Raw genomic sequence first — 20,999 nt, forward strand, 5'->3', positions numbered from 1 at the left:
GGTCAGCCGATGCGCTCGAAGCGCGGCCTCACGACGCCGTCGACTTCCAGCGTGCCGGTGAACATGTCAAAGGGCCGCACCCACCAGCCGCTGTCGTTGTACAGCGGCCGGTAGACCACCACGATCTCCAGCGTCTCGCTGTGGCGGGCCACATGCAGGACCTCGTACTCGCCGCCCTTGTAGTGGCGGTAGCGGCCGGGGGCGAGGTGGGGCAGCGGGGGCAGGTCTGAGCTCATGACGACATTTCACCAGCTTGCATGGCCGCCACGACGGGAAAACGCTAACTGACCCATGCCTGAAACGCCTCGAGAGTACGCTGCCGCGGGACAAGCTCGACAGAAGCGCCCGCCTTCAGCATCCAAGCCAACAGGGAGTGTTCTTCATGCATTTTTCACAGCGGCATCTTGGCTGCTCGGCCGAATGGCCTTCATGCGCGCTCGTACGATTTTTTTCGGCGACGATGCTCTTGCTAACCGCACTTCTGGGGCTACCCCTGGCCAAGGCGCAGGACGCCCCATCCATCGATGAGCGTTTCAAGGATAGCTTGATCCCCCTCGTCAAGGCAGAGAAATTCGAGCAAGCCTCGGCGCTCTTGAGCAAAGCACATTCGGCCTATGAGCGAGACCGGAAAACGGAGGCAGCGTTTCGCAGGCTTTCCGACGAGTTCTACCGCGCTGACCCGGCGCTGGAGAAACCGCTGGACGCATGGGTCGCGAAGCGGGCGAACGACCCTTTCGCCTATCTCGCTCGCGGCACGTACCGCATCAAACTGGGTTGGACGAGCCGCGGTGGCGGCTATGCCAAAGAGACGTCCGCCAGTCAGTTCAGGGACATGGCGGCGTGGTTTGCGCTGGCCAAGGCTGATCTCGACCTGGCCATCATGAAGATGCCGCGGCTCGTCGTGGCGTATTGCTATTTGATCGAGATCGACATGACGGAGGGCGGGCTCAAGAAGCGCTCGCTCTACGCCCAGGCCTTGAAGATCAATCCGGACAGCTTCATCCTCCGGGAATTCCTGCTGCACAGCCTGCGGCCGCGTTGGGGCGGAAGCTACGAAGAGATGGCCCAGGTGGTGTCAGACGCGAAGCCCTCTTATGCCCGAATGCCCGATCTCAAGGCATTGGAGGGCTGGGTCGATGCTGACATTGGCGAACTTCTCAGGCGTCAAGGCAGAGAGCAGGAGGCGAAGACCTACCTGGTGCGAGCCGTCTCCAAAGGAGACTCATGGATGGTCAACTACCAGTACGGCACGCTGCTGTACGACATGGAAGACAACGCTGGCGCGATCGATCAATTCAACAAGGTCATCAGCGCCAGGCCAGGCCACACCTATGGTTGGCGCGATCGGGCACGAGCATACCGGGTGCAGATGCGATACCCCGAGGCCATGGCGGACATCAATCGTGCCCTCGAGATCGAGCCCAAGGACGACTACCTCCTCGCGGTGCGCGGCCTGATTGAAATGATGGGTGGCCAGTACGTCCAGGCGCTGAAGGACTATGAGGCTGCCGCGGCCATCAACCCCACCGAGCCGTCCTACCAGACGCGGATTGGCCAGCTCAAGCTTGAGATCGATCGCAAGAACAAGTTGGGGAACAAGGGGCCGTAGCACCGGCCGTCAAAGGTCAGTTGCAAGCGACCGCTCCAGCCCCTGACAAGGCTATTTGAACGCCGGGTCGCTTTCCGCTCCCTTGCGCGGCTGCCAACCCAGGCCGTAGTACTCGCCGCGGTCGCGGGCCCAGGGGTCGAAGGCATTGGTCACATGGGCCAGTTCCGGCGCCAGCTCGGGCACGGTACGCAGCAGCACGCGCTTGAAGGGCGAAACCTCGATGCGGTGGCCGTTGCTCTCCTTCGCCTCGAACTGCTTGCCCGTGGGACCGTTGTTCAGCAGCCATTCGATGCCGAGGTGGCCATAGAACTCGGGGCGGAAGCTGCTGGTGAAGAAGCGGTCGCTGAAGAGGCGGCGCGAGGCGTTCAGGATGAAGACCTGGAACTGCGTCTCCGAGATCGCATAGCCATGCGGCCGCGTGAACTCGGACAGCCAGCCCACCACCGTGTCCACGTCCTCGATGTTGTCGACGACGCTGCCGTCGGGCTTGCCCAGGCAGTCGTTGATGGGACTGCCATCCAGGTTCTTCTGCGCAGCGGTGATGATCTTCTTCGCATCGCACTTGTGCTGGCCATAGACACTGCGCAGGTCGTTGATGACCTTCTGCTGGCGTGCGCGCTCGGGCGAGTCGGCGGCCAGGTGGGCGTCGATGAAGTCGTCGAAGCTCGTCAGCTGGCGCAGGCCGTACTGGCGGCGGAACTCGTTGAAGCGCGGCACGCCGTGCTCGCGGTCGCGGATGATGTCCAGGGCCGCGACGTCGATCTTGCCGGTGGCCGACTGCAGCCGCGGGATGGCCAGGTTCTGCAAAAAGGCCGGCGTGTTGCCCAGGGTCAGCAGGCCCAGGCGCTGGCGGCCCATGGACAAGGCCCAGTCGGCGGCGCCTTCGTTGTTCAGGGCCGGCGTGGCCTTGGCGCGAAAGGTCTCGATGACGGGCACCTTGGCGGCAATGCGGTTGGGGTCGCTGTCCCAGTGGCGCAGCTCAATGAGGTCGGGCACCAGGGCGTGCAGGCGGTAGACGCTGACGAACTCCTCGGGGAAGTTGAAGGGCGAGCCGAAGTGGTTGACGCCACCGTTGACATGCTCGGGGTTGGCCAGGTTCCAGATGTCGTCTTTCTTCGCGTCATGCCGCGCGAAGAAGCTGTCGTCCTTGTAGACCCGCGCACCCAGGCCGAAGATGCCCGGCCCCGAGGCCAGGGCCGAGTACCACTGGCCGGCCTTCTTGGCGTCGGTGCTCTTGCCGTAGTTCTGCACGACGATGGCTTCGAGGGCGTTCTCGACGATGGGATGGCCCTCGAACAGACCGCCCCAGTTGGCGTTCATGCCCAGGTACAGCGGCTCGTCGTAGAGCAGCTGCGTCGTCCACTCGATGGTGTGGATCTTGGCGATCTCGGCGGCGACGACAAGGCGGCCGACCTCGAACAGCACATCGGGCGACACCTCGCGGTAGCGGATGACCGCCGTCGGATTGGCGGGGTCGCGCAGGCCGGAGTCGCCATCCGGCGTGGCCGCGGCGCGGCGGCGGAATTCGGCGACGAAGGCGTTGTGCTCGCGCGAGAACACCGTCTGGTAGAAGCCGACGCCGATGCTCCAGTTGTCGGGGAAGGCGGCAGCGCCCTGGCCGGCCCATTGCGGCAGGATGGGGTCGTTGGCGGCGAAGACCGGCAGCTGGCCCTGGGCCTCGCCGGCGCCGGCGCGCGCGCCGGGCTGCATCAGCAGCCGGGCCGGATCGGCCGGGTCGCGCTTGACGCGCTGGCGCGACACGGCGTTGTAGCCGTAGATCTGCGAGGCATCCCACCAGGCGGTGTTGTTGTTGGCGTGGGTGCGGAAGGCGCGCGCCAGCGGCTTGCTGCCATCGGCGGCCTGGTAGCGCGGCGGTGCGCCGGCGTCGGCCACAAAGGCGCGGTCGATGCGGTCACCGGGCCGGCAGCCCAGCTTGGCCGAGTCGCCGGTGCAGCCGACAGACATCCACTGGTTCTGGTTGCGGCCCTCCTCCATGTGGGAGAACCAGTCATGCGTCATGTACTGGATCCAGAAAGCCGCCAGCACATTGAAGAAGGGCGCCTTCTGGTAGTCGCAGTTGGCGTCCACCGAATTGCCCGGCAGGCCCTCGCCGTCGCGGCACTTGGCAGGGTCGCTCTGGGCGCGGGTGAAAAGCTTGCGGCTGATCAGCTGCGGGTCGGGCTGCAGCAGCGACAGCCGGTCGCCGTGGCGGTTGCGCGCCAGCTGGTCGTCGCTGATGTCGGGATAGGTGGCCTCGAACTGCACATTGCGCGCGAACAGCGCGCCGGCCGAGCCCATCTTGGGGTTGCGGATGTCGTTGCAGATGCCGTCCAGCTGGCGCCAGCGGATCAGATCGCCCTGGCAGAGCTGGACGCCGTCGCCACCGACCGCCTTGTAGAAGGGCGAGTCGGCCGGCAAGCGCATCGAGGGCCAGGTCTTGATGGCCGCGCCGGCCACGCCCTCGCGGCCGTTGGCGTAGTCGGCAAAGCTGCCGGAATTGTCGAAGAGGTTGAACTTGATCAGCTCCATGCGCTGGTACTCGAGGTCCAGCAGGGCGCCGTCGACACCGCGGCCATTGGCGCTGAAATGACTATCGACGCCCGTCGTGCCCGGCAGCAGCGATGACTTGTCGCCGGTGGCCCAGTAGTTGGTCCAGTCGACATAGGGCGTGTAGCGAAAGGCCGCGGCCTTGTCGCTGCCGCGGCAGCGGGCGACCTCTTCGCCGACCTTGCCGTTGAAGCGCTCGGCGCGCTCGTCGGCCACCTTGCGGAAGCCTCCGGCCAGCATGGCCGTGCAGTTCTTGGTGTCTTCCAGGCTGGCTCGGGGGCTGTTGCCGGCGCAGCCGGCCAGCAGTACCAACGGCGCCAACAGCAGGCCAATGAGGCGGTGCGTCATGAGGTGCTCCTCTCTTGTTCTTCGCGAGATCGCGGAACATAGCGAGGCCATGGCCACAGCGTCAATCCTGCGAAGACCCTGGAAGATTCACCTTGATGACAGCGCCACGGTGCTAGGGCGGCGGCCGGCAGGCGCCGTCGGCCTTGGACGCGGCCGACTCCTTGCACAGAGCCCGCCACAGCCGCAGCGTGAAGTCCTTGCTGCCCTGCAGCATGGCCGGTGCCACGCCGACGAACAGATGCCGCCTCTCCACCGCCGGCAGCAGGCGTTCGATCTGGCCCGCCAGCCGCGGGTCGTGCTTGAGCCTGTCGTCCGCGAAATAGCTGTGCATCAGCAGCACCGGCGTGCGGCCCGCCGCCACCTTGAGCAGGGCGCTTTCATGGCTGGGCGCCGCGTCCACGGACCAGCCGCGCTCCTTGGCCAGCATCTCGGTGCGGGTGCTGGCAGTGACGCCAACGCGCGCGTCCATCGACAGGCCGGACAGGGACTGCCCATCCCAGGCAATACCGCTGCCACGGCGCGCATACAGCACATACTCGACCGCGCCCAGGCTGTAGTCGAACTCGCCGCGCCGCCCTTCCCGCGGTGGCAGGGCCAGCAGGGCCGCGATGGGCCCGCCCTCGCCCACGCCGGCCACCATGTCGACCTGGCCGGCCTCGATCATGTTGCGCAGGCGGCGAACCGGCAGGCGCAGCATCTCGGCCTTCTCCAGGCATCCTTGCTCGCGCAGGGCATTGCGCACCCAGTCCACCAGCAGCCCGGGCGGCCGCAGGAAGTCCTCGCCCTGGCCACGCATGAAGGGCTCGGCCGGGCCTTCGGGGAAGGCGATGCGCAGGCGCTCGGGGCAGGCATCAGCCTGGGCCGCCGCGGTTATGAGGCCTGCAGCAATCGGCAGCACATGACGCCTCACGGCCGCCCCCACGGCGGACACAATGCCGCGCAAGGTCGACGAGTCCACGCGACCGAGTATGCGGTTGACCCCTCATTTCTGACTGTTTGCAAACGATATGAACCTTGCACGTCGTCAACTACTGCACTTCAGCGCCGCCACGGCCGGCCTGCTGGCGGCTGCCTCGCCCGCGCGGGCCGCCGGAGGGGCATTGCTGGCCCCGCGGCTGCGCCCGGGAGACACCCTTGGCCTGGTCAGCCCCGCCAACGCCACCTTCGAGCGCGAGCCGCTGAAGATGGCCATCGAGGTGGTCCAGGCCCTGGGCTTCAAGGTCAAGCTGGGTGAGTTCGTCGCAGCGCGGCGCGGGCCCTTTGCCGGCACCGATGCCCAACGCGCCGCCGACATCAACGCCATGTTTGCCGATGACACGGTGGCCGGCATCCTGGCCGTGACCGGCGGCTCGGGCTGCAACCGCATCGTCGACAAGCTGGACTACGAGCTGATCCGCCGCAAGCCGAAGTTCTTCGGCGGCTTCAGCGACCTGACCTGCCTGGTCAACGCCCTGCACCGCCAGACCGGCCTCGTCACCTTCCACAGCCCGGTGGCGGTGTCGGAATGGAACGACTACTCGGTGCAGAGCTTCCGCAGCATCGTCATGAACGCCGAAGCCGCCACGCTGCGCAACCCCGTCGTCAAACCGATGGACGACCTCATCGCCCGCGAGGAACGCACGACGACCATCCGACCCGGCAAGGCCCAGGGCCGGCTCGTAGGCGGCAACCTGACCGTGCTGGCGTCGATGGCCGGCTCGGCCTATTTTCCCGACTGCCGCGGCGCCCTCCTGTTTCTGGAAGACATCAACGAATACATCTACCGCATCGACCGCTGCCTCTCCACGCTGCGCCTGGCCGGCGCTCTGTCGCAGTTGAGTGGTGTCGTGCTGGGCCGCTTCACCAAGTGCGAGCCCGGCGAGGGCTACGGCAGCCTGACGTTGGACGAGGTCTTCGACGACTATTTCCTGCCCCTCAACATCCCCGTCTACCGCGGCGCGGCCATCGGCCACATCAAGCGCAAGCTGACGGTGCCGGTGGGTGCGGCGGCCGAGATGGATGCGGAGGCGGGGACGATGCGGCTGCTGCAGGCGGCCGTCACCTGACGCAGGCCGACGCGCTCAGGCCATAGGGCTTGAGCAGCTCCGCCGTGCGTCCGCTGCGGCACAGCTCCAGCAGCGCCTTGGCGAAGGTCGCCGCCGTGGCCGCATCCACACGCTGCTTGTTGAGGCCATAGGCATAGCCAAAGCTCTTGACCTCGCCCGCAGGACGCAGGCCGGTCAGCGCGTCCTCGCGGATCAGCTGTTGGGCGACGGCCTCGTTGGCCAGGGCCAGGCCCTCTTCGCCGTAGCGGCCGGCGGCGAGCTTGCGCAGCACGGTGCGGTTGTCGGTCTCGATCTCGGCGCGCGCGCCGGGCACCTCGTGGATGAGGGCGGTCAGCGCGTCCTGCGCGCCCGAAGGCCCGTAGACGCCGATGACGCGGCCGGCGAGGCTGCGGTTGTCGCCGTCGAAATTCAGCGTGCTGGCGCCGCGCGCGAACAGCAGATAGCGCGCATCGATGACGGGCGGCGAGACATGGAATTTGGGCCGCGTCGTCGGCGGCGTGACGACGGCGAACACGCCCTCGACTTCGCCTGCCTGGCCCATGCGCAGCGCGCGCCGCCAGGGCAGGACCTCGACGCTGCAGCGCCAGCCCAGGCGCAGGCAGGCGGCCTGCATCACGTCGACCAACGGCCCGGCGGGTCTGCCTTCGATCTCGTAGCTGTAGGGCGGCAACGGCTCGGCCACGAAGCGCAGCTCCGTCGCCGAGGCGAGCGTGGCCATGCCCGCCAGGCCGGCCACCGCCCATCGCTTGCCCATGCTCACCCTCATGGGCGACGAGGATAGGCGATCAACGCTGGGTCGCCACCCAGTTCACAAGGGCGTCCAGCACCGGCCGGCCCTTGCGCGCGGCGTCCGGGTCGTTGAGCAGGGCCACGAAGACCCAGGGTCGGCCCTGGGCATCCGGCACGAAGCCGGCCAGGCCGACCGCGTCGCGCAGGGTGCCGGTCTTGAGCCGTGCCTGGCCGGCGGCAGGGCCGTCCTTCAGCCGCCGCGACAGCGTGCCGTCGACGCCGGCAATCGGCAGGGTACCCAGCAGCTCCGGCGCGTGGTCGCCACGCTGTCCCGCGCGCAGCACGCCGGCCAGCAGGGCCGGGCTGACACGCTCGCTGCGCGACAGGCCCGAGCCGTTGTCCAGCACCAGGGCGGCCGTGTCGACGCCATGCCCCTTCAGCCAGTCGCGCACGACACGCTCGGACGCCGCCAGCGTCGCCTCGCCCGGCTGTGCCGCCTGGGCGCCCAGCTGCAGATAGATGAGGCGGGTCAGCGCGTTGTCGCTGCGCTTCATGACGCCGCGCAGCACCTCGGCCAGCGGCCGGCCGCGGTGGGTGGCCAGCACGACGGCGCCGGCCGGCGCGGCGCCTTGCGTATCGCCCGGCCCCATGCGGCCGCCCAGCTCGCCCCAGAGCTGACGCACGGCATGGGTGACCAGCCACTGCCGGTCGACGATCTGCAGCGGCGCGCGCTGGCTGCAATTCGCCGGGAAGGCCCCCTGCAGCTTCAGCGCCCAGCCGTCGCCAGCGGGCTGCACGAGGGCGGGCTTCCAGTACTCGTCCCAGTCCTTGCACGGCCGCGAGGACAGCGTCATCGCGCTCGCGTCCACGCTGAGCCCGGTCAGGGCCGGCAGCGGGCGCGCCGTGACACCGTCGGCCGCGGCCTGCAGCTCGAAGTCCAGCAGGCTGCCGTTCAGGTGCAGGGCGTCGGGAATGACGTTGTAGTCGAACTCCGGCGCCTCGTCGAAGGGCGGCAGGCCGATGTCGAAGCGCGTGGGCTGGAACAGCGTGCGGTCGACGACGAGGCCGCCACGGATCTCGCGAACGCCGCTCTCGCGCAGCTGGCGCAGCAGCCACCACAGCGCCGGCCAGTCGAGATCGGGGTCGGCGCCGCCGCGCAGGATCAGCGGGCCCTGAATGATCCCGTTGATCGGCGCCGACGCCGCCAGCAGCTCGGTGCGGCCGCGATGGTTGATGCCGAGCTGGTCCAGGGCCACCGTGGCCGTGACCAGCTTCATCGTCGAGGCCGGTGCCATTGCGGCGTCGGCGCGACGCTGCAGCGCCGGACGCGAACCGTCCAGCGGCTGCAGCACAAAGCCCAGGCTGTCGGCCGGCAAGCCGGCCTTGTCCAGCGCCGCCTGGACGGGGTCGGGGACGGCGGTCGTTGCGCAGCCCGCGAGCAGCAGGGCGGCGGTCAGCAAGGCGAAGCGCACCATCAGCACGCCCCCAGGCGATGGGCCACCAAGCGGGCCAGGGCCACATCCTCCAGGCCGATGCCGACGCTCTTGTAGACGACGATGTCCTGGGTGCCACGCGGCCGCGGGCTGACGAGCAACTCGCCCAGTTCGACGACGCGCTCGCTGATGACGCCAGGTCCGGCCTGGACGAGGTCGCCCGCTTCCTGCTGGGCGGCGGTGTGCCACTCCACGGCGATGAGGGCGGCACGCGCCAGCAAGGCGTCGTCCAGCTCCCGCGCCGAGGCCGTGCTGGAGCCCACCGCGGCGACAAAGGCGCCGGGCTTGACCAGCGCGCCATCGAACAGCGGCGTCGCGGAGCGTGTGGCCGTCACGATGATGTCGCCTTCGCTGGCGGCGGTGACCGCATCGACGGCCTGGACCGGCAGGCCGAGGCTCGCCTGCAGATCGGCGGCAAAGGCCTCGCCGCCCGAACGCGCGCAGACGAGGATTCGCTCGAAGCGGCGCACCCGCACCAGCGCCTCGGCATGGGCCTGCCCCTGGATGCCGGCACCGAAGACGGCCAGCGTCTTCACGTCGGGCAGGGCCAGCAGGTCGGCCGCCACGGCGCTGGCCGCAGCGGTGCGCAGCCGGGTGAACTCGTTGGCCTCCAGCGTCGCCAGGGCGGCGCCGGTGTCGGCCGAGAACAGGCTGACAAGGAAGTTGTATTTGCCGTTGCGCGCCGAATAGACCTTGGTGCCCAGGACGGCGGGCAGTTCGCCATCGGTGCCCAGGATGGCCCCCATGGCGCTGATGGCCAGGGCGGCGCCCTCGTGGTGGGTCGTGGCGCGGTGGCGTGCCAGCACCTGGGCCTGACCGCGGCCGTGCTGGGCAAAAGCGGCTCGCAAGGCCGCGACGGCGCTGTCCGGGTCCAGCGTGGCCGCGACTTCGGCCTCGGTGATCAATCGCATGAAAAAACCTCCGCCGGCACTGTAGAGGGGCTGCCGCGCACCGGTGGCGTGCTTTCAGACGGACACGCATTCCCGCAGGTTATGTGCGCCGCACAAGCATTCATTGAAAACCGCGCAACACCTGGGGTGCCGCCCCCTGGGCGGGCCTGCGCGCGACGGCGAACATCGGCCGCAATCGAATCACATGAGGAGTCGTTGAGATGAAGTTGAATCGTCTGGTCGCCCAATTGGCCGTTATCGGCCTGGCCGCCCATGCCGGCACCGCGCTGGCTCAGAACGATGGGGCCAAGCTGGAGCGCGTCGAAGTGACGGGTTCCAGCATCAAGCGCATCAAGGATGAAGGCGCCCTGCCCCTCCAGGTCATCTCACGCAAGGACATCGAGCGCCAGGGCATCGTGTCGGCCGAGCAGCTGATCGCGACGCTCAGCGTCAACGGCAACGGCCTGGACAACCTGGCCTCCAACGCCGACGTGGTGGCCGGCCAGGCCCGGGGCAACAACGGCGCCTCGTCCGCCAACCTGCGCGGCCAGGGCGCCGCCAGCACGCTGATCCTGCTCAACGGCCGCCGCGTCGCCGCCCACGGCCTGAACGGCGGCGTCGTCGACCTGCAGCAGATCCCGTTCGCGGCCATCGAGCGCGTCGAAATCCTGAAGGACGGTGCCTCGGCCATCTACGGCACCGACGCCATCGGCGGCGTCATCAACTTCATCCTGCGCAAGGACTACGCCGGCCTGGAGGCCCAGGCCTTCACCGACGTGACCCAGGCCGGCGGCGGCGCCATCAGCCGTGTGCAGCTGACCGGCGGCTTCGGCAACATCGAGAAGGACAAGTTCAATGTGCTGGCCTCGCTGTCTTTCAGCGACGCCAAGATGCTGCGCGGCGACCAGCGCGACTTCGTCAACACCTTCCAGCCCGACCGCGGCCTGTCGGTGGACACGCGCGGCACGCCCTATGCCACCGTCTTCGCCATCTCCAGCCTCTACAACGCGCTGAGCCGCGACAACCTCAACACCACCGGCCGCAGCACCGGCCCCATCCAGCCGGGTACCACGGTGGCCATGAACGGCATCAATGTGCTGGACCTGCCCGGCCAGGCCGGCTGCTCGTCCGTGCCCGGCCAGGCCGCCTACGACGAGGTGCTGTGGGCCACGCCGAACGCCAAGTGGGGCTGCGCCTGGGACACCGGCCGCGCCGCCGTCATCCAGCAGCCGGTCAAGTCCACCAACGCCGTGCTGCGGGGCACGCTTGCCCTGGGCGAGCACCAGGTGTTTGCCGAGTATGTCGGCGCCCACGTGGTGAGCGACAAGAGCTTCTCGGCCAACCAGATCTCCAGCTCGACGTCCGCGACCAGCCCCTTCTTCAACCTGGCCTACCCCAGCACCGGCGCGGCCTACGACTCGGTGTTCAACGCGCTGGTGGCCACCTTCCCGACGCTGGCCGCCAACCGCGGCCTGCCGCTGGCGATGCGCTGGCGCTGCATGCCCTGCGGCAACCGCGAGATCGAGACCACGGCCGACACGCAGCGCGTGCTGGTCGGCGCCGAGGGCCCGCTGTTCGGCGGCTGGGACTACAAGACCGGCGCCTCCCAGGCCACCAGCGACACCACCTCGCTGCTCACGCACGGCTATTTCTACGGCAAGCCCTTCGCGGCCCTGATCAACAACGGCACGCTGAACCCCTTCTCGGCGGACGGCAGCCAGACCGCCGCCGCGATGACGGCGCTGGACGGCGTGCGCGCCGACGGCGTGACCCTGTACGGCGGCAAGTTCACGCTGCGCCAGGCCGACTTCACGGCCAGCGGCCCGGTCTTCAAGCTGCCGGCCGGCGACGTGATGGCCGCCATCGGCGGCGACATCCGCAAGGAGCAGTACAAGTTCAACGGCAACGCCACCGACCTCGCCACCCAGTCGGCCATCTTCAACGCGCCCTTCGACAGCGTGAACACGCTGGACACCGTCAAGCGTGACATCAAGGCCGTGTTCGGCGAAGTGCTGGTGCCGGTGTTCAAGAACTTCGAGGCCAGCGCCGCCGTCCGTCACGACAGCTACACCGGCTTCGGTGGCACCACCAACCCGAAGTTCTCGCTGCGCTACCAGCCCTTCGAGCAACTGCTGGTGCGCGCGTCCACCAGCCGGGGCTTCCGCGTACCGACCTTCAACCAGCTCTTCAACGGCATCACCGAGTCCACCTATGCCGGCAAGGACCTGGTCGACCCGGGCAAGTGCGCGGGCGGTGTCGTCGACCCGACCAAGGCGGGCTGCGATTCCATCACCCCCGTCATCCTGACCGGCGGCAAGCCGACGCTGGGTCCCGAGAGAAGCAAGCAGTGGACCTGGGGCTTTGTCTGGTCGCCGGCCGCCGACGTGGCCCTGGGCTCCGACTGGTGGCAGATCCGCAAGACCGGCACCATCCAGGCCATCGCGCTGGCTGACCTGCTCAAGAACTACACCCTGTTCCCGGAGAACTTCCTGCGCGACGGCAGCGGCACGCTGCAGGCCATCGACAACCGCAACGTCAACGCCGGCGAAACCATCACCAAGGGCGTGGACGTGTCGCTGCGCGCCTCGACCGCGCTCGGCGCCGGCCGCCTGACCGGCTCGCTGGAGGGCAGCTATCTGCTCGACAAGCGTTCGCGCCTGATCACCAGCGCCCCGATGGGCGCCAGCGAGATCGGCGTCTTCACGCGCGCCGGCGACCTGGGCCTGCGCTGGAAGCATGCGATGACCGTGATCTACGCCGAGGGCGACTGGAGCGGCATGTTCCAGCAGCTCTGGCGCGCCGGCTACAAGGACGCCGTCCTGCCCGGCGTGGCCAACGGCAGCGTCACGCCACCGAACTGGAGCCCCAACGTCTCCAAGTACATCACCTACAACACCAGCCTCACCTACACCGGCATCAAGAACCTGGGCCTGACCTTCGGCATCAAGAACTTGCTGAACGACGACCCGCCGTTCTCGGCCGCCTACGACGGCAACACCGGCGCCGGCAGCTCGTGGGAGCCGCGCGTGGCCGACCCGCGCGGCCGCGCCTACCAGTTCACGGTGAACTACAAGTTTTGGTAACTCCCTGCCGGCTTCAGAAGCCGGTTTCCCAGCCCCGCTCCGGCGGGGCTTTTTTTCAGACGAGCGTCAGGGTTGCGGCAGCCACGTCCATCTCGGCCCTCACGCCCAGCGGCAAGGGCCGGTTGGGCTGGCCGTGGCCCGAAGGCCAGCCGGCCAGCACGGGGCAGCGCAGTTGGGGCAGGTGATCCGCCAGCACCGCATCCGGGCTTTCGGCGCCGCTGAAGCTGCCGACCAGCAAGCCGGCAATGCGGTCCAGCACGCCCGCGAGGCGCAGCTGGCTCAGCATGCGATCGACGCGGTAGGGCTCTTCGCTGATGTCCTCGATGAAGAGCAGCGTGCCTTCTACGTCGGGCAGATAGGGCGTGCCCAGCAGGGCACAGAACATCGCGAGATTGCCGCCGATGAGCTGCCCGCGCGCACGGCCGCCATGGCTGAGCGCATGCGGCACCGCCTGGCCGACGACATCACCGACACGCCAGCCGCGCGCCAGGCACTCGAACAGCGCCCCGGTGTCGGCCTCGGCGCCGGGCAACCCCCAGTCGCTGGCCGGCATGGGCGCGTGCAGCGAGGGAATGCCGGCCTGGGTGCGCAGCGCATGCAGCACGGTCAGGTCGCTGTAGCCGATCAGCAGCTTGCGCGTGTGCGCCAGCAGGCCGAGGTCGATGCCATCCATCAGCCGGATGCAGCCCGAGCCACCGCGCAGGGCCAGCACCGCGTCGAACTGCGGGTCGCCAAAGGCCATGTGCACATCGGCCAGGCGCACGATGTCGGGCGCGGCCAGGAAGTCCAGCGGCGGGGGGCCAAAGCAGCTCGGCAGCAGATGCGGTTCATAGCCGCGCTCGCGCAGCCAACCTTCGACGGGATCGAGCCGCCCCGGCTTGGGCGGCCCGGCCGGCGCGATGACGGCGATGCTGGCGCCGGGGCGCAGCGGCGGGATCAGGAATTCGTTTTCAGCCATGCGTGCACCGCAGCCCCCAGGGCCGGCACCTTCCAGGTCGTCGAGGCGTCGGGATGGGGCGCATAGCGCATGCCGAGGCTGGTCGTGATCGCGATCAGATAGTGCAACTCACCGTCATGCACGATGCCGGCATCGCTGGTGTAGTTCTGCGTGTTGCCGGTCTTGTGCGCAAAGCGCGCCGGAATGCCTGGCACCCAGCCGGGCAGTGCCCGCAGAGATTCGCTGCTGAGGTTGTGGTGCAGCTTCTGTGCGTCCAGCGCATGGCGAATGACGTCGCGGCTGGCGGGGCTGACGAGAGGAGGCACGGCCGGCGCATCCGCGTCCAGCCGCCACATCAGCCGCAGCGCATCCCAGGCCGTCATCTGGATCTGGCCGACACCCGAGCCGGCGCCATTGCCCCAGCCGCCATCGGCCTGCGTGTTGGCGATCATCAGGCCGGACAGGCCGGCGGCCTTGAAGACCTCGTGCATCTCGTTGTGCACCTCGCGCCCGCCTTCGCGCCGGATGGCGCCGCGCTCGTGCAGGTGCGCGACCAGGGCCGAAGTTGCCTCATTGCTGCTGACGGTGATCATGTCGAACAGCCAGTCGGCGACCGGCCGCGTCTTGCCCTGGTAGGCCAGCGGCAGGGCCCAGTCGCTGCGACCGGCGTCGACGAGTTGGCCGACACCGATGGCCACCATCATCTTCAGCAGCGACGCCGGATAGGGCGCGACGAAGCGCGGGCCCTGGCCGAACCAGGCGGGGAAGGCGATGCGGCTCCAGTCGGCACCCGGCAGCCAGGCGTAGGAATCGCCCTTGTCATCGCGCACGTCGGCGTGGAAAGCGACGTTGGCGACAGCACTGCTCACGGGGTCGAAGCGCGCCACCAGGCCTTGGCGGAGCTCGCGCGAGAACAGCACATTGGCGCAGACCGGCGCCGCGCCGCCGCGCGGGAAGACGGCCACGGCGAGGTCGATGCTGGGCGGCGCATCCAGCGGCTCGCCGCCGCGCAGGCCGTCGGCCGTCTGCTCGAAATGCTGGGCGCGGACGAGGGCCAGCAGGGCCTGGGCGAGAGCGTCGTCGGTCACAGCGTCAAGCCTTCCAGCGGCAACGGGCTGGCGCGGCCAGACACGAGTTCAGCCACGATATTGGCTGTCGCGAAGGAGAACGTGAAACCCAGGGCACCATGGCCGACATTGAGCCACAGGCCGGGCACACCGCTGGCGCCGAGGATGGGTGCGCCGCTCGGGGTGGCCGGACGCAGCCCGGCCCAGGGCGTGGCGCGGTCGTAGTCGGCGGCATGCGGGAAGGTGGCGCGCACCGAGCGCTGCAGCGAGGCCAGGCGGCCGGCGTCCAGGCTGAGGTCGTCGCCGACGAGGTCGACCATGGCCGCGATGCGCAGCTCCTGGCCGATGCGGGCGTAGAGGATCTTCTTCTCGAAGTCGGTCACGCTGACCTCAGGCGGCCGGTGCACGCCGTTGATGGGCGCGGTCAGGCTGTAGCCCTTGAGCGGATAGATCGGCAGCTCGACGCCGGCGCTGGCCGCGAGCGCGCGGCTGTGCAGTCCGGCGGCGAGGATGACCGCATCGGCGGCGAAACTGCCCAGGTCGGTGCGCACGCCCAGCACGCTGCCCTGGCCGTCGAGCTGCAGGCCCTCCACGCAGGCGGCGAGCCGGCCGCGGAAGCGTTCGTTCTGGCTGAGGCGCTGGTACAGCGCCGTGCAGAAGGCATGGCAGTCGGCCACGGCCTCGCCGGGCGTGAAGATGCCGCCGGCCAGCGTGGCTTCGGTGTCGGACAGCGCCGGCTCCAGCGCCACGCAATCGTCATGCGACAGGGCCTGCTCGGTGCCGCTGCCCTTCACGCGGGCGGCAACGCGTGCGAACTCCGCCGGCTTGCGGTAGACGACCAGCTTGCCCGGGGAGCGCAGCGCGATGCTGTCACCCAGCTGGGCTTCGCGCTGCAGCCGCGCGAAGGAGGCCTGGCTGTAGGCGCCCAGGGCCAGCAGCCTCTCAGTGGTGCGGCGGTTCACCGGCCCGCGGCAGTTGCGCAGGAAGGCGATCAGCCAGGACCATTGCGCCCAGCTCGCCTCGGGCTTGAAGCGCAGCGGGCCGTCGGGGTCGAGCAGCCAGCGCAGCGCCTTCAGCGGCACGCCGGCGTCGGCCAGCGGCGACACATAGCGATAACTGAGTTGGCCGCCATTGGCCCGGCTGGCGCCCTGGGCCACCTCGCCGTCGCGTTCGACGAGGGTGACGGCATGGCCTCTTTCCAGCAGTGCCCACGCGGTGGTCAGGCCCACCACGCCACCGCCAATCACCACGCAATGCTTCATCCTGTCCGCGAGACCCTTGAGTTGCGCGGCAGGTTAAGAGAGGGCCTGGCCTCTCGCCAATGAAAGCCAGGGCGCCACCCATAACCCACGGGCATCGCGGAGATGGCCAGGGCGAGGCGGCGGCGCAGGCGTCAAAGCTCGGGCGTGGGTTGGCTGCTCAGGCTGAAGAAGGCGTCGATCTCCTGCCGGTACTGGCGCGCGACATCGCTCGGCATCTGCGCCAGCAGGCCTTCACGCAGCATGGCCGCCAGGCCCCAGGGTGTGCGCGGGCAGGCCACGCCACTGACCACCGGGTCGGTGGCCCCCTTGATCGGCACGGTGACCAGGCCCTGCACCTCCGGCCGGTTGTGGATCAGCGCGGTGAGTGCATTGGGGTATTCAATGGCGCAGTCGGCGCGGTCCCTGCGCGCCGACGCATGGCTGGCTCAGCCCGCCAGCACCGCCGCCATGGCTTCCGCCGTTGCTTCGACGTTGCGGGTGTTGAGCCCGGCCACGCACATGCGGCCGGAGCGCAGGATGTAGACGCCGAACTCGGTTTTCAGCCGTTCCGCCTGCTCGGCCGTCAGGCCGGTGTAGCTGAACATGCCGCGCTGGGTCAGGAAATAGTCGAAGTTGCGGCCGGGCAGCTTGGCAACCAGCACATCGTGCAGCTGGCGGCGCATGGACTGGATGCGCTCGCGCATCTCCTTGACCTCGGCCTCCCACAGGGCGCGCAGCTTGGGATCGGTCAGCACCTTGGCGACGATCTGGCCGCCGTGCATGGGCGGGTTGGAGTAGTTGCGGCGGATCATGAACTTCATCTGACCCAGCACGCGTGCCGCCTGGTCGGCGTCCGGGCAGACGACGCTCAGGCCACCGCAGCGCTCGCCATACAGGCTCATGCTCTTGGAGAAGCTGTTGGCGATCAGGAAGCTCAGGCCCTCGTCGGCCAGCAGGCGCGGCGCGAAGGCGTCTTCAACGATGCCGTCGCCATAGCCCTGGTAGGCCAGGTCCAGGAAGGGCAGCAGCTGGCGTTCACGGATGATGGGCACCAGCGCGCGCCACTGGTCCTGCGTCAGGTCGACGCCGGTGGGGTTATGGCAGCAGGCGTGCATCAGCACGACGCTGCGGGTGGGCAAGGCCTTGAAGGCCGCCAGCAGGTCGTCAAAGCGCACGCCGCCGGTGGCCGGGTCGTAGTAGGGGTAGGTCTCGCAGCTGTGGCCCGAGCCCTCGAAGACGGCGCGGTGGTTGTCCCAGGTCGGGTCGGACATATAGATCTTGCTGTCCGGGAAATAACGCTTCAGCAAGTCGGCGCCGACCTTGAGACCGCCGCTGGAGCCGACGCCCTGGATGGTGGCGATGCGGCCGGCGGCAATGGCGGGATGCTCGGCGCCGAACAGCAGGACCTGCACGGCGCTGCGGAAGTTGGCGGCGCCTTCCATGGGCAGATAGGGCCGCGCACCGGCGGCCTCGACAACGGCCAATTCGGCGGCTCGCACCGAGGGCAGCATGGGGATGCGGCCATCGTTGTCGAAATAGATGCCGATGGACAGATTGATCTTGCCGGCGCGAGGATCCTTCTGGAAGGCCTCGTTGAGGCTCAGGATGGGATCGCCGGCATAGGCGTCGACGTGCTCGAACATGGGGCTGACTCCGTTGGGGAGCCGCGATTATCCGGGCCGCCGATTACCCCCTCAGCGCGCTTTGCGCAACTCCATCAGATGCTGGGCGTCGTTGATCCAGATGGCGCGCGCCGCGCCGCTGGAACTCTTGGGCAGGTCCTTGTCGGCCTCGGGTGCCTTGGGCGGCAGCTTGCTGGCGTCCTCCCAGATCCAGGCATTGCAGACCTGCTTGTCCTTGCAGGCCGCCGCGCCCGCGGCCTTGAGGCCTGCCAGGTCGGTGTTGGCACTGCACAGCACCACGGCCACCAGCTCGCTGCGATCCTTGGTTTTGCAGTCGGCATGGGCGCCGGCGGAGATCAGGCCCAGCAGGCCGATGGCCAGCGTGCGCAAGACGATATTTGGCATGAAGAACTTTCGGTGGCAGGAACGGCGCGAAGCGCCCATGAAAAAGACCGGCCAGAGGCCGGTCTCGATCATCCGTCGAAACGACGGACGAAGGCTGCTCAGGCCTTGCGGCTGCGGCGGCTCACGCCAGCCAGGCCCAGGGCCATGACGACCAGGGCGACGGAGGCGGGTTCCGGCACGTGGTTCACGATGATGGCCTGCACCTTGGCGTTGATGGCGACGGGGAAGTCGCTGAACTGGCTGACGCGCAGGATCCAGGGCGTGTTGGTCATCGGGTTGTTCGGGTTGGTCACTTCGACGCCGCAGCCGGCGCAAGGACCGGTCACCGGCGAGAACACCAGGCTCTTCAGGAAGGTGATGTCCACGCTGCCGATGGCTTCGGCGGTCATCGCGTCGATGCCGGCGTTGTGCGAGTTGACCGCGGAGGTCAGGGCGGCCGACTGCGAATCAGGCACGCCGTCGGTGGCGATGTTGATGATGGAGTTCAGGCCAGCGCTGTAGTTGGACGAACCGATCATGGCGCGCGTGATGGCGTCGATGCCGGCCGACGTGTTGGTCGTGCTGCCGGGGTAGGCCATGGCGTTGACGGCGGCAATGATGCCGGCCAGGCTGCCACCGGTCACGACCGTCGGGGCCACGACTTGCGTGGTGCCGGAGGAGAAGGTGTAGATGGTGACTTCGATGCTGCCGTCGGTCGGCAGGCCGGCCAGCGCGGCGGCATAGCCTTGGCGCATGGTCTGGAAGTTGCTCGAACCGATGCTGCCGGAGGCGTCGATCAGGAAGCCGAGCTGGGTGGTGGGGGCCGCAGAAGCGGAGAAGGTGGCGGTAGCCAGGGCCAGGGAGGCCAGGGCGCCACGCATGAAGCGGGAAATGATGGACATAGGCTGCTCGTTGAAAAGTTGAGGAATGTCTTGCCGGTATTGAGGAAATCCCCCCTGACGTTCTTGGAGCCGCCCATGACGAATCCGCAATCCGGTCGCCGCACCTAAGCAGGCACCGTGCCAATCAACAAAATCCATACAAATCAAACACTTGAATCAATACCTCAACACGCCGCTTTACAAACTGCAAAGTATCCCGACATCCCTAATTTGCAAGCTACGCCCCTAGTACTAGGGGTGCAAACAGGCCGCCGCCCAAGCCACCCAACGGCCATGGGGATGAGACCAACCGAGGGCTTGCTCCAGGGGCCTGCCCGCCGCGGCGCGACGCAGCGTCCACAGCGTGGCTGACGAAGCGACCTCGCCCGGCGGCAGTTCCGGCAAGGCGGGCGCGGCCACGTCCTGCGCGCTGAGATGCGGCAGCTCGCCGCAGATCCACACCAGGCCGTGGCTGAGGGCCAGGCGGTCGACGGTGGCGCGCAGCCGAGCCAGGTCGGCCGCGCCGAAGTAGTACAGCACCCAGCTCGTCAGCAGCACCGGCTGCACACCGGCCGGCAGGCGGGCCAGCCAAGGTTCGATGGCGGCGATGCAGTCGTCGGCCTGGACGATGCTGACGGGCAGGGCAGCGACCTGGGCGGCTGCCCGCGCCAGGCGCTCGCGGCGTGCGGCGTCATGGGGCCACAGGCAGGCCTGCAGCCAGCGCAGCCCCTCGGCATCGGCCGGATTGACGGGGGCAGGGTCCAGGCCGTGGCGCAGCGTCAGCCGCCAGTCGGCAGCCTCGGGCAGCGGCGCCGCACCCACCCAACGCGACTCGATCTCGGCACGCCGGCCGTCGGCGGCCGGCCCGCGCTCGTGAACCCGGCCGTCGTCGCCGCGGTAGCGCAGCACGTACTGGTCAACACCGAGATTGAGGCCAGCACTGCAGCCCAGGTCCAGCAGCGCAAGGTGGCGGGCGCCCGTGGCACGCGCCGCCGCGTCCAGCGCGGGGCGGATGGCGGCGCAGCGGGCAATCTCGTTGGTCTGGGTTGCCCCGTGGCGCAGATGGTGCAGCAGCGTCGGCCATTCGCGCGCCAGGCAGGCCGACAGCGCGGCAGCCAGGCCGGCGTCGGGCGGGCGGTGGCCGCCGGCGCTGGGGTAGTAGGCGGCCAACTCGGGCGCGGCGCCGGCCAGCACGCGCTCGTGCAGGGCGGCCAGCAGCAGGTTGACCTTGCGCTGCTCGGGCGGCGCCTCGGCCAGCAGCGCCAGGGCGCGGTCGTCCGCGGCGGCGACAGCGCACAGGGCGACATACAGAGGTTCCTGGCTGCATCCCTCGCGGCCAAACTGGGTCAGCAGCGCCGACAGGTCTTGGAGACTTTCCATGCAGCCAGCATAGGCAGGCGGCACCGCGGCTTGTGTCGGCCAGCCGACAATGCGGCATGCCGCAAGAATCCGCCCTGCAACGCGTCTTCGAGGCCCATTTCCCGGGCGTCGCCCTGCCGGCCGACATCGCCGCGGTCATCACGAGGCGACGCCTGGCCGACGGCCGCAGCCTGTTCGTGCAGGGCCAGAAGACGACGGCCTTCTATGCCGTCGCAGCCGGCGAAATCGAGACCCGCTTCACCGCGGCCGAAGGCGCCGTGTCGGTCATCGAGAACGTCGGCCCGCCGCGCCTGTTCGGCCTGGCCGCCTTTGCCGCCGGCCAACCCCCGGAATACGAAGCCATCGCGCGCGGGCCCAGCGAGGTGCTGGTGTTCGGCCGCGAGGCCTACACGCGGCTGATGGATGAGGTGCCCGGCTTTGCGCGCGCGCTGCTGGCCGAGTTTGCCCGCCGCTACGACGGCACGCTGCGCCTGCTGCAGGCGGCCCGCCACCAGGGCGCGGCGGAGCGCTTCGAGCTGGCCCTGGCCCAGCTGGCCCGGGAGCGCGGGGCGCCGGCCGGGAAAGGCTGGGTGGAAGTGCGGGCCACGCAGGCCGAACTGGCACGGTTGGCCCATGTGTCGCGACAAACGGCCAACGAATTGCTGGGCGCCGCCGAGCAGGCCGGCCAGGTCAGGCGCGGCCGCGGCCGCTGGCTGTGGCGCCAAGATCGCGGGTGATGGCGCATCGCGGTCCGTGCGCCGGGC

The 20,999-nt window shown here is 68.9% G+C and carries 18 protein-coding genes; 4 read left to right on the forward strand and 14 right to left on the reverse strand.

Features of this window, described 5'->3' with window-relative positions; translation table 11 throughout:
* Positions 1-2: 2 nt before the first annotated feature.
* A complete protein-coding gene (locus ACS5PN_RS09920; RefSeq protein WP_439463791.1) occupies positions 3-236 on the reverse strand; it encodes a DUF1653 domain-containing protein in 234 nt (77 codons plus the stop codon).
* 146 nt (positions 237-382) lie between these two features.
* On the opposite strand from ACS5PN_RS09920, the gene ACS5PN_RS09925 reads away from it, so the two are divergent.
* Entirely contained in the window at positions 383-1,609 is a 1,227-nt protein-coding gene (locus tag ACS5PN_RS09925) for a tetratricopeptide repeat protein (protein WP_439463792.1), read from the forward strand.
* A gap of 51 nt (positions 1,610-1,660) precedes the next feature.
* Here the strand turns inward: ACS5PN_RS09925 and ACS5PN_RS09930 are convergent, their stop codons facing one another.
* Entirely contained in the window at positions 1,661-4,504 is a 2,844-nt protein-coding gene (locus tag ACS5PN_RS09930) for a peroxidase family protein (RefSeq protein WP_439463793.1), read from the reverse strand.
* A gap of 112 nt (positions 4,505-4,616) precedes the next feature.
* Entirely contained in the window at positions 4,617-5,462 is an 846-nt protein-coding gene (locus ACS5PN_RS09935) for a substrate-binding periplasmic protein (protein WP_439463794.1), read from the reverse strand.
* A 49-nt stretch (positions 5,463-5,511) separates the two neighbouring features.
* Between ACS5PN_RS09935 and ACS5PN_RS09940 the strand changes: the two genes are divergently transcribed.
* Positions 5,512-6,549: a S66 peptidase family protein gene (locus ACS5PN_RS09940; RefSeq protein WP_439463795.1), complete on the forward strand. Its 1,038-nt coding sequence runs from the start codon at positions 5,512-5,514 to the stop codon at positions 6,547-6,549.
* Here ACS5PN_RS09940 and ACS5PN_RS09945 read toward each other — a convergent pair.
* From ACS5PN_RS09945 to ACS5PN_RS09955, 3 genes are read right to left on the reverse strand one after another with little or no spacing between them, the layout of a single operon-like run.
* Positions 6,542-7,303 (reverse strand): substrate-binding periplasmic protein, encoded by a 762-nt coding sequence (locus ACS5PN_RS09945; RefSeq protein WP_439463796.1) that lies wholly within the window; start codon positions 7,301-7,303, stop codon positions 6,542-6,544. The genes ACS5PN_RS09940 and ACS5PN_RS09945 overlap by 8 nt on opposite strands.
* Positions 7,304-7,334: 31 nt before the next feature.
* Positions 7,335-8,753, reverse strand: coding sequence for a D-alanyl-D-alanine carboxypeptidase/D-alanyl-D-alanine endopeptidase (gene dacB / locus ACS5PN_RS09950; protein ID WP_439465555.1), 1,419 nt, complete (start codon positions 8,751-8,753; stop codon positions 7,335-7,337).
* Entirely contained in the window at positions 8,753-9,682 is a 930-nt protein-coding gene (locus ACS5PN_RS09955) for an ornithine cyclodeaminase family protein (protein ID WP_439463797.1), read from the reverse strand. Before ACS5PN_RS09955 ends, dacB begins: the two co-directional genes overlap by 1 nt.
* 200 nt (positions 9,683-9,882) lie before the next feature.
* Between ACS5PN_RS09955 and ACS5PN_RS09960 the strand changes: the two genes are divergently transcribed.
* Positions 9,883-12,744: a TonB-dependent receptor plug domain-containing protein gene (locus tag ACS5PN_RS09960; protein WP_439463798.1), complete on the forward strand. Its 2,862-nt coding sequence runs from the start codon at positions 9,883-9,885 to the stop codon at positions 12,742-12,744.
* A 55-nt stretch (positions 12,745-12,799) separates the two neighbouring features.
* On the opposite strand, the gene ACS5PN_RS09965 is transcribed toward ACS5PN_RS09960, so the two are convergent.
* The 8 genes from ACS5PN_RS09965 to ACS5PN_RS10000 form a co-directional block, all read right to left on the reverse strand.
* Complete coding sequence (locus tag ACS5PN_RS09965; protein WP_439463799.1) at positions 12,800-13,702, reverse strand: S66 peptidase family protein; 903 nt, start codon at positions 13,700-13,702, stop codon at positions 12,800-12,802.
* Entirely contained in the window at positions 13,681-14,769 is a 1,089-nt protein-coding gene (locus tag ACS5PN_RS09970; RefSeq protein WP_439463800.1) for a serine hydrolase, read from the reverse strand. The genes ACS5PN_RS09965 and ACS5PN_RS09970 overlap by 22 nt, the downstream gene beginning before the upstream one ends.
* Positions 14,766-16,010, reverse strand: coding sequence for a D-amino acid dehydrogenase (locus ACS5PN_RS09975; RefSeq protein ID WP_439463801.1), 1,245 nt, complete (start codon positions 16,008-16,010; stop codon positions 14,766-14,768). The genes ACS5PN_RS09970 and ACS5PN_RS09975 overlap by 4 nt, the downstream gene beginning before the upstream one ends.
* A 131-nt stretch (positions 16,011-16,141) precedes the next feature.
* Positions 16,142-16,327 carry a hypothetical protein gene (locus ACS5PN_RS09980; RefSeq protein ID WP_439463802.1) on the reverse strand — a complete coding sequence of 62 codons (186 nt, stop codon included), beginning with the start codon at positions 16,325-16,327 and terminating at the stop codon, positions 16,142-16,144.
* A 108-nt stretch (positions 16,328-16,435) separates the two neighbouring features.
* The gene (locus tag ACS5PN_RS09985) at positions 16,436-17,632 is read right to left on the reverse strand and encodes an aromatic amino acid transaminase (RefSeq protein ID WP_439463803.1); all 1,197 of its coding nucleotides are present in this window, start codon (positions 17,630-17,632) and stop codon (positions 16,436-16,438) included.
* Between the two features lie 51 nt (positions 17,633-17,683).
* Positions 17,684-18,016, reverse strand: coding sequence for a hypothetical protein (locus tag ACS5PN_RS09990; RefSeq protein WP_439463804.1), 333 nt, complete (start codon positions 18,014-18,016; stop codon positions 17,684-17,686).
* A 98-nt stretch (positions 18,017-18,114) separates the two neighbouring features.
* Positions 18,115-18,897 carry a VWA domain-containing protein gene (locus tag ACS5PN_RS09995; RefSeq protein ID WP_439463805.1) on the reverse strand — a complete coding sequence of 261 codons (783 nt, stop codon included), beginning with the start codon at positions 18,895-18,897 and terminating at the stop codon, positions 18,115-18,117.
* Positions 18,898-19,128: 231 nt separating this feature from the next.
* The gene (locus ACS5PN_RS10000; RefSeq protein ID WP_439463806.1) at positions 19,129-20,256 is read right to left on the reverse strand and encodes a DUF2332 family protein; all 1,128 of its coding nucleotides are present in this window, start codon (positions 20,254-20,256) and stop codon (positions 19,129-19,131) included.
* 56 nt (positions 20,257-20,312) lie between these two features.
* Here ACS5PN_RS10000 and ACS5PN_RS10005 point away from each other — a divergent pair, with 56 nt between their 5' ends.
* Positions 20,313-20,972, forward strand: coding sequence for a Crp/Fnr family transcriptional regulator (locus ACS5PN_RS10005; protein WP_439463807.1), 660 nt, complete (start codon positions 20,313-20,315; stop codon positions 20,970-20,972).
* Positions 20,973-20,999 lie beyond the last annotated feature (27 nt).

The sequence above is a fragment of the Roseateles sp. NT4 genome, from assembly GCF_051857475.1.
Lineage (GTDB): Bacteria > Pseudomonadota > Gammaproteobacteria > Burkholderiales > Burkholderiaceae_C > Pelomonas.